9 protein-coding genes and 1 pseudogene are annotated in these 8108 nt (G+C 46.3%); 8 read left to right on the plus strand and 2 right to left on the minus strand.

Annotated elements, in window-relative coordinates:
• The first annotated feature begins 22 nt into the window (after nt 1-22).
• The 4 genes from IBT46_RS27420 (at nt 23) to IBT46_RS27435 (ending at nt 1023) form a co-directional block, all read left to right on the plus strand.
• Nucleotides 23-220 (plus strand): hypothetical protein, encoded by a 198-nt coding sequence (locus IBT46_RS27420; RefSeq protein ID WP_234465579.1) that lies wholly within the window; start codon nt 23-25, stop codon nt 218-220.
• 60 nt (nt 221-280) lie between these two features.
• Entirely contained in the window at nt 281-535 is a 255-nt protein-coding gene (locus IBT46_RS27425) for a hypothetical protein (RefSeq protein ID WP_234465574.1), read from the plus strand.
• Nucleotides 536-539: 4 nt separating this feature from the next.
• Nucleotides 540-683 carry a hypothetical protein gene (locus tag IBT46_RS27430; RefSeq protein ID WP_234465573.1) on the plus strand — a complete coding sequence of 48 codons (144 nt, stop codon included), beginning with the start codon at nt 540-542 and terminating at the stop codon, nt 681-683.
• 250 nt (nt 684-933) lie between these two features.
• Nucleotides 934-1023: a DUF4113 domain-containing protein gene (locus IBT46_RS27435; protein ID WP_370569516.1), complete on the plus strand. Its 90-nt coding sequence runs from the start codon at nt 934-936 to the stop codon at nt 1021-1023.
• Between the two features lie 188 nt (nt 1024-1211).
• On the opposite strand, the pseudogene IBT46_RS27770 reads toward IBT46_RS27435, so the two are convergent.
• Both IBT46_RS27770 and IBT46_RS22320 read right to left on the minus strand, forming a co-directional pair.
• A pseudogene (locus IBT46_RS27770) lies at nt 1212-1475 on the minus strand (hypothetical protein); the annotation flags it as partial.
• 115 nt (nt 1476-1590) lie between these two features.
• Complete coding sequence (locus tag IBT46_RS22320; RefSeq protein WP_200539296.1) at nt 1591-2076, minus strand: hypothetical protein; 486 nt, start codon at nt 2074-2076, stop codon at nt 1591-1593.
• A gap of 478 nt (nt 2077-2554) precedes the next feature.
• Here IBT46_RS22320 and IBT46_RS22325 point away from each other — a divergent pair, with 478 nt between their 5' ends.
• From IBT46_RS22325 to IBT46_RS22340, 4 genes are all read left to right on the plus strand, one after another.
• Nucleotides 2555-3763: an AAA family ATPase gene (locus tag IBT46_RS22325; RefSeq protein ID WP_200539295.1), complete on the plus strand. Its 1209-nt coding sequence runs from the start codon at nt 2555-2557 to the stop codon at nt 3761-3763.
• The gene (locus IBT46_RS22330) at nt 3760-4746 is read left to right on the plus strand and encodes a ParB/RepB/Spo0J family partition protein (RefSeq protein ID WP_200539294.1); all 987 of its coding nucleotides are present in this window, start codon (nt 3760-3762) and stop codon (nt 4744-4746) included. The genes IBT46_RS22325 and IBT46_RS22330 overlap by 4 nt, the downstream gene beginning before the upstream one ends.
• Nucleotides 4747-5113: 367 nt before the next feature.
• Entirely contained in the window at nt 5114-5692 is a 579-nt protein-coding gene (locus tag IBT46_RS22335; protein ID WP_200539293.1) for a hypothetical protein, read from the plus strand.
• A 502-nt stretch (nt 5693-6194) separates the two neighbouring features.
• Nucleotides 6195-7420 (plus strand): IS3 family transposase gene (locus IBT46_RS22340; RefSeq protein ID WP_370569515.1). Its coding sequence is split into 2 segments (ribosomal slippage): nt 6195-6537 and nt 6537-7420, totalling 1227 coding nucleotides; the frame shifts between segments, so codons are not numbered across the junction.
• Nucleotides 7421-8108 lie beyond the last annotated feature (688 nt).

The raw sequence follows: 8108 nt of genomic DNA on the forward strand, positions 1-8108 counted from the left end.
GGTTATGTACTGTATTGAGGAGATGGTTCCCCGCCTTGAAGTGTACTCGGTGGACGAGGGATTTTGCGATTGCAGGGGAATGGAACTGACCATGCCTTATGAAGATTTCGGACGGAGGACCCGGGAACATGTTCTGCAATGCACCGGCCTGATGGTGGGTTGTGGCCTGGCGCCAACGAAAACGCTGGTAAAATTGGCTCAGTGGGCAAGCAAAGAGTGACCTCAGTTTCGTGGTGCGCTGGCGCTGACGGCTGATAATCCCGGGCGCATTGAGAAAATATTGTCACGGCAGCCCGTCGAAGAACTGTGGGGAGTGGGTTCAAGGATCGGCAAAAGGCTTAATCTGTTAGGCATCAAAACGGCGCTCGAACTGGCTCGCACCTCCCCTGTGTTTATCCGTCAGAATTTCAGTGTCGTTCTGGAACGAACCGTGCGCGAGCTCAACGGTGAGTCCTGCATTGAAATGGAGGATGCCCCTCCCTCAAGCAGGAGATTGTGGCAGCCGGGGTTTCGGCGAGCGTATTACAACTTATGAGGCCATGCGTCAGGCAATATGTGCTTACGCCGAAAGTGTGGTTGAAAAACTACGAGAAGACCGTCAGTTCTGCCATCAGGTTTCCGTCTTTATTCGCACATCCCTTTTGATACAGGTCAGCCGGGTTATGGCAACACGGCATTTGTGAGATTACGCGTTGGTACGCAGGATACACGCAGTATCATTGAAGCGGCGGTGAAGTCCCTGGACACAATATGACGCCCAGGCTTCTGCTACGCCAAAGCAGGCATCATGCTTAATGAGCTAAGACCAAATGGCGTTGCACAATTGAACCTCTACGATAATGAAGTTCCCCGCCCAGGAAGTGAAGCGCTGATGATCCTGATGGACGAAATGAACAGTCAGGTCGCTACAGCATAGGTTTTGCTGGAAAAGGCATACCGCCGGAATGGAGGATGAAACGAGAGATGCTAAGTAAAGCGTGGATAACAAACTTGAAGGAGCTGCCCATTGCCAGAATATGCTGATAAGCAACCGTCTGCTTTGCCACGACATCTGCTTAATTAAGCTTTCGCATTTGATGAACGTTAGTATTCGATAGAGGGTGGCCTATCTGACTGCCTACAGGAACTCAAGCTAAGTGATCTGCACAATTTCCATTTTGGCGGCGGTCTAGGACGTGTCAGTCAACACTCCTGTGTCTTGGCTAAGAGAACTAATCCCAATAGGTAAATGTGCTCTCTACGTTCACATCATTCTCTTCAATTTTGTTCTTGCCTCCAGCAATACCTGGAATAATTACGGTGACGTGGTCAAGCGCCTTGGTGCACTGTTCACATTTATCCCACTCACTGCAGTGTGTTTTCGTTTTCTCAATAGTGGAGAATGTCTTAATACTGACTTCTGCTGCAAGTCTGCCTGATTTGTCATAACTGTATTCTGTTGTTCTCGAAGTAGATTGCATGCCAGTTAACTGGCCAGCATTGTTGTATCCGAATTGGGTAAATGATTGGTCGGACTTTGAAGAGCTTCTTCTTTTAAACTGATTAAGTGACCATCAGAGCTATGATGATAATGGGTCATTGCTATCCTTGTTAGCGGTAAAGAGTCATACACTTTTTCAGTAATATCACCGGACTTCTCAATGATTCCCTTTGGGTTAACCAGGTAAATCCCCTTGATATGAGAATCGACAAAAAGGGTGTTTTTTGCGTCAAAGTTTCCGTCAGAGAATTATGGAAGGCTATATTTGTATCCCACCCATAGACCAGCCGGCTAACGTGCAAGGTAAAGAACGTTGCCAGAATGTCTCTTAGTGATTTTTCATTTCTCTCAAGAGCAATATCGGCCTGTAGCAAACCGCCGCAATGGTCAAATGAGAAAGTACCGGTTCCCCGCATAAATACATCATCACTTTCGAACTGCATATTCATGTTTTTCAGAACCGCATTGGATGGTATCTGGTCTATAAGGATTAATGAGTTAATCTGATTGGCAGCTTTTTGTTCGGAAGAATAGGTTGCCGCAACAGCCAAGGAAGAGCAGGGCAGTGCAAGACATACGAGCACAGCTTTGGTCACGAAATCAATTTTCGTCCTGGAGTGCAATGAATGCTGCAGAATCTTAGGGCAAGATGATAAGCAGAAGCTTTAGGGATGATGTTCACATCAAGCATTTTTATAGGAGAACATTCATTTGTTATTTTATTTGGAACAATTTCGCATTGATTATGGCTCAAACTAGTCAAAAAAATACGGGAATTTCAGGTTGAAATTAAAATAATTTACTCATAATAATCATATAGTTAAGCATGAAACTTCCGCGGGAAAAAATTGAAATTTTGGCTTACAAAACGAGCCTAACTGGAAATAGGGAGGGGAGGGCATACAGACACTGAACAGTATCGCATTCTGATTTTCTTCTATTTTATCAGCAATTTGCGAACTTGGTGATCTAACCATTGTCAGCCGTACAAACATTTAATGAATTTACATTAAATGTTGCACATACAATTATATTGCGTACAATCACATCATTGATTGCCATCGGAGCGGACGAATGAAGAGTAATTACGGCGGATTAGACGAGACGGCACGCAGAGCAAATGCAATGCTGAGGAGCATGAGTGACGACATTACTGTGAGACGTAATGAGTTTGGTCTTGATCAGTACTATCAGACTTTCACTCGTAATTCGGTTGCCAATCTTCCTAAGCTAAGTCGTCGTGCCGTTGAGCAGGCAATAGATGAAATGGAAGAGAAGGGCCATGTTTTCGGGAAAAAGGATGCGGGTAATGCAAAGCATTATGCGCTGACCATTCAGGACGTGGTGGACATCTATGCCCATCGTAAGGTTCCCAAGTATCGCGATCTGCACGCTGGGGAAGGTCCCTTTGTTGTGTTTGTCGTAAATCTGAAAGGCGGCGTCTCTAAAACAGTCAGTACCGTTACCCTTGCTCATGGCCTGCGTGTCCATCAGGATCTGCTGCAACATGACTTACGTATTTTGGTGATTGACCTCGACCCACAGGCTTCCAGCACGATGTTTCTGAATCATGCCAACAGCATCGGTTCCATTATGGAAACGGCTGCGCAGGCAATGCTGAACGACCTGGACGCGGAACAACTCAAAGATGACATCATTAAGCCCACCATAATCCCTGGCGTGGATGTGATCCCAGCCTCCATCGATGATGGTTTTATTGCAAGTCAGTGGAATGACCTGGTCAGACAGCATCTTCCTGACATGCTGCCTTCGGATGTTCTTCGCCAGACCATCATTAACCGTGTTGGTAAAGACTACGACTTCATTTTCATCGATACGGGTCCGCACCTTGATGCATTTATGCTTAATGCACTGGCTGCAAGCGATCTGCTGCTGACGCCAACGCCGCCGGCTCAGGTTGATTTTCACTCAACGCTCAAATATCTCACTCGTTTACCGGAAATGATCGAGCAGTTAGAAGAAGAGGGCATCACACCGCAGATTAAGGGCAACATTGGTTTTATGTCCAAGATGACTTCAAAGCGCGATCATGAAATGACACATGGCCTGGCACGGGATGTCTTCACCTCTCATATTCTCGACGCCACCTTGCCACGTCTGGATGGGTTTGAACGCTGTGGAGAGAGCTTCGATACCATCGTCAGCGCCGACCCCAGCTCATATCCGGGGAGTTCTGAGGCCCTGAAAAATGCAAAACGTGAAGCAGAGCGGTTTACGCAGGCGGTGTTTAAACGAATTGAGTTTGTAAGGGGAATCAAATGAAAAAGGAAATGGTCAAACTGGGCCGCCAATTGGGAAACTCAAGCTTCTCAAAAATGATGAGCGAATCAGAGAACGAACGCGTCTTTACCCTCAAATCTGGTACAGAGGCGCGCTTTACGCTCACAAAAATATTGCATGATGATATTGAAGCACAGACCTTTGTGGATGGGTCCGTAAATGGCCGTGACCAGAGTTTGCTGACGCAGGAGTCGGTCAGCGATATTGCACGCACGATTAAGCTCCAGCAGTTCTTCCCGGCGATTGGTCGTGAGGTGGACGGGCGGATTGAGATACTGGATGGCTCGCGCCGCCGTGCAGCCTGTATCTTCAATGACACGCCATTTGAAGTGCTGGTGACCCGTGATGCCTTGTCACTTGCTGATGCACGTCAGCTAGCAGTCGATATCCAGACAGCCAGAGAACATACCCTGCGCGAGTTGGGTAAACGGCTTAAACTGATGTACCCAAGTGACATGAAGCAAGCTGAAATCGCGTCAGCTGAAGGACTGTCTGCTGCTAAAGTTACGCGTGCATTTCAGGCGGCTGCTGTACCAGATGTAATGATCGCCGTTTTTCCCTCAGTGAATGAGCTGTCAATCAGTGACTACCAGGCCCTGCTTGATGCCGCTGAAAAGGCCAGCGCGAAACACATTAGCTATGAAGATCTGGCCGCCGGGGTGCGTGGCCGTATGGCCAGTGATTCCTTTATCGCACTCGACGAACCCGCTATTAAAGCAAAAATTCTTGGCTATTTCCGTGTGGAAAGCGCCGATGCAAAACTGAGTCGTGGTTCTAAAAAAATCATTACTGAGAAGATGGCTGAGTTTGCAGATAAAAAGCAGTTTGCTCGCAAGAAAACAGATGCAGATAAACGCCTTGTAACCTATGAGTTTTCCCGTTTGCCGGCTGCATATCAGGCGGAGCTGGATGAAGCTGTAAAAGCCGTTCTTGAACGTATGCAGGCTGACTCGAAAGCCAATTAAAGTCCATCCATCCCCCTGTGTATGAGGCATCTCCCTCGTATACAGGGGCACACCTGTGAATATAGGAGAAATTTACCCAGCCTGATTCATAGTTAACTTACTATTTTAATTGAAAAAGTTGTTAAAATTTCAAACTGAAATTCCCATTTTTATGAAGTAAATCCTCCTGTTAGTAATCACCTATTGAAGTATTGTTCCCAACGAATTACTGTTTCAACTGAATGGTATATGCTTGTTCTTCTAATAGATTCTCTTATCAGGTGTCTTAAACGACACATCAGGTTTTCTATTTTCGTCATACTTAACACATAGCATTGAGAAGCTTTCCTCAGGCTAATATATAGGTTTAAAAGTATAGAGAGCCATAATGAGTAGCGACTGCCCTTCACCATCCTATAGCTTGCAGGAACTTATTAGTCTCAACGTGTTTCGCAAAGAATACGGGACATTTGGTTTTGACACGTTTGCTACAGACGTCACTGCGTGGGCAGAAAACCAAGTCATGGCGGGGTCACAATCTGAAACCTTATTGATTCTGGCTTCGCTAAATCTTGAACATTTTCCTGATCGTGATGAAGTGGAATTATATTTAGCTCGGTATCAACAGGAAAATGGTATGGCGAACCCAGACAAAATTATAAGTACATTGATATGGCTCAGAATAAGACTTCTACAAATTTCAGACGCAGTCAATGTGATTGAAGTCGAATACCGGTTGGCTTTCTTCACTCAATGGTGTCTGGATTTCAGTCCAAGGGCTTTTGGAAAAATTACGGGCGCATTATCCAGCCTGTACTGGGAATTGTATGACGAAGCCCTACCTGTGTTTCAATCAAGAGCATCTGAAATGAGCGAAGAAGAACTATTTTGTTATGTCAGGGAGCGCATTAATCCATGGCTTCGTATACTCAGAAACGACGACTGGATTTGGGTTTTAGTGAGATAAACGCCCGGTATTGACCACTGTTAAATTATCTCTTGCGATCAATTCCCCTGAAATTAGTAGAGACCAAACTACGACGCCTTTTCAGTGTGACACATTAATGGAGCGTAGTGATCTTCAAGTTGTACAAAGAACATTGGTACCATTTCAACAGCTAATGGGCTTTAACCTAATCTCATCAAATCAGAGTGGCTTCAAACCCCCTATTACCACAAGGGAGTGCCCAAATTTCTTTTTAATCATGTCTGTAAGAAATATTGGATTTGAGGAAATCTAAGGTCTCGCTCTAAAATATAATCTTTTCAATTAGTTAGTAGTTTAGTGTTACTTAGATGGTTAAGGGATAATATGTCTCATTAGCCAGGACGTCGCTACGTGAAAATTAAGATATAAGCAGCACTATTCCCCTTCAGAATTCACCAAAACGCGCCACTTTCATTGCTTTCAGTTGTAATAGCCCCCGTTTAAACCGGACACTTCACCAGTAAGACATAGGCATAGAGCTATGTTTAAGGAGTGTCCTGTGCAAAGAATCGAAGTGATCACTGGCGAGCAAAAACGCCGTCGTTATACTCCTGAAGAGAAAGCCCGTTTTGTTGCGCTCGCCATGCAGCCTGGCTACACCGTCTCACTCGTTGCCCGGCAATATGGCATCACACCCAGTCTTCTTTTTAAGTGGAAACGGCTCATGAACGAGGGTGGAAAGTCTGCGATCTCCGCTGGCGACGAGGTGGTCAGCGTCTCCGAGGTCAAAGCGCTGGAGAAAAAAGTCAAACAGCCTGAACAAATGCTGGGCCGCAAAACGATGGAAGCCGAAATCCTTCGGGATGCGCTTGAGATAGCCCAGGCAAAAAAGTTGATATCGCGCATGCCATTGCTGCCACCGGACGATACCCCCTAATCCGAATAGCAGAAGTGCTCTGCGTATCGCGTTCGAATCTTTATGAACGGCGGCTAAAGAAGCGCCAGCAGCGGCCAACCCGCTATAGCAAAGATGATGACGCCCGACTGTTACCGCTTATCCGCCAGATATGCAGCGAGCGGGCGACAAACGGCTATCGTCGCGTGACGGCACACCTCAATCGTGCGCTGAAGGAACAAAACTGGCGGGTTAACCCCAAACGCATTTACCGGATCATGCAGGCGAATAACCTGTTGCTGGCAAAATCTGGTCATAGAAAGCCAGAGCGCAGTCATACCGGCAACGTCGTGACACTCAAGCCAGATACGCGCTGGTGTTCAGATGGCTTTGAAATCCGCTGCTGGAATCGGGAAGTCGTGCGGGTAGTGTTCAGCCTTGACTGCTGTGATCGCGAAGCCATCTGCTGGTCGGCGACAACAGGTGGAATAAACAGCATTATGGTGCAGGATCTGCTGACAGAGAGTGTGGAAAAGCGCTTTGGCAATACGCTTTACCTGCCACATGCCGTTGAGTGGCTGACCGATAATGGCAGTTGCTACATAGCGGACTCAACAAGAACGTTCGCCGCCTCACTCGGGTTCATCGTGTGTACGACGCCAGTGCGCAGTCCGGAGAGCAATGGGATGGCTGAATCGTTCGTTAAAACGTTCAAGCGTGACTACGTGCATGTGAATGATCTGCCGGATGCGATGACAGTGATGGGAAAACTGACGGAATGGATGGAAGACTATAATAACTGGCATCCCCATAAAGGGCTGAAAATGCAGTCACCAAGGGAATACAGAAGTTCGCTGCTAGCTATAAATTAACCGTGTCCGTTTTAGCGGGGGCAACTCCATCAGTATCGTGAATGGCCATATCAAACAGAGTCAGATTTTTGAGTTAAAGTTTAAGTAGGTTGTTCATCTAAGGAGATGATCATAGTCAAACAGGCACATACCCGGGGTTTGATATCGAGCTTAACAGGATGGTATTGGCCACGTCGGTGAGCGCGGTGACGCTGTGATAAGGACTGCTCCGGGCTGAGGGGATATCTGAACAACAGAAACGTAAACGAATTCGCAAGCGTAATAGGCATTTGATTAGAATATAAATAATCGGGTGTCCAACTAGCGCTGAGAATAGTTCCAGCCAGTAGTGACAAAATCCTAATGAACTTTTGTTGAGGGCTGAAGATCCATCTTAAACAGGACAACACGTCAACAACGGTGCACATTTATCAACCGTGAGTTAAGACAGTAAAGTCCAGGAGGCTCTGCCAGGTTGATAATGATTGCCTACTCAATCTTGCTACACGCTTAGCTTCAATGATTGATGTAAGGGCAAGTTATCTTTCACTTATGCAGACATAAGCCAAACGGCAGGGGGGGTTTATTTAAATCGAACCAAATAGACCAATCGCTAGACTGGTCGGGGCCGTTTGTCAGCATGATAATATTGATTTAAGTGTATTAGTCGCGACTTGATCTGACATATGGCCTTGAAAGGTTGAGAGTT

Origin of the sequence: Erwinia sp. S38, assembly GCF_016624545.1 — a bacterium.
GTDB lineage: Bacteria > Pseudomonadota > Gammaproteobacteria > Enterobacterales > Enterobacteriaceae > Erwinia > Erwinia coffeiphila.

What these genes read in the sequence shown, in the direction of transcription:
- IBT46_RS27420 (WP_234465579.1), top strand. Translation starts at nt 23, where the DNA reads ATGGTTCCCCGCCTTGAAGTGTACTCGGTGGACGAGGGATTTTGCGAT.
- IBT46_RS27430 (WP_234465573.1), top strand. Translation starts at nt 540, where the DNA reads ATGCGTCAGGCAATATGTGCTTACGCCGAAAGTGTGGTTGAAAAACTA.
- IBT46_RS22325 (WP_200539295.1), top strand. Translation starts at nt 2,555, where the DNA reads ATGAAGAGTAATTACGGCGGATTAGACGAGACGGCACGCAGAGCAAAT.
- IBT46_RS22330 (WP_200539294.1), top strand. Translation starts at nt 3,760, where the DNA reads ATGAAAAAGGAAATGGTCAAACTGGGCCGCCAATTGGGAAACTCAAGC.
- IBT46_RS22335 (WP_200539293.1), top strand. Translation starts at nt 5,114, where the DNA reads ATGAGTAGCGACTGCCCTTCACCATCCTATAGCTTGCAGGAACTTATT.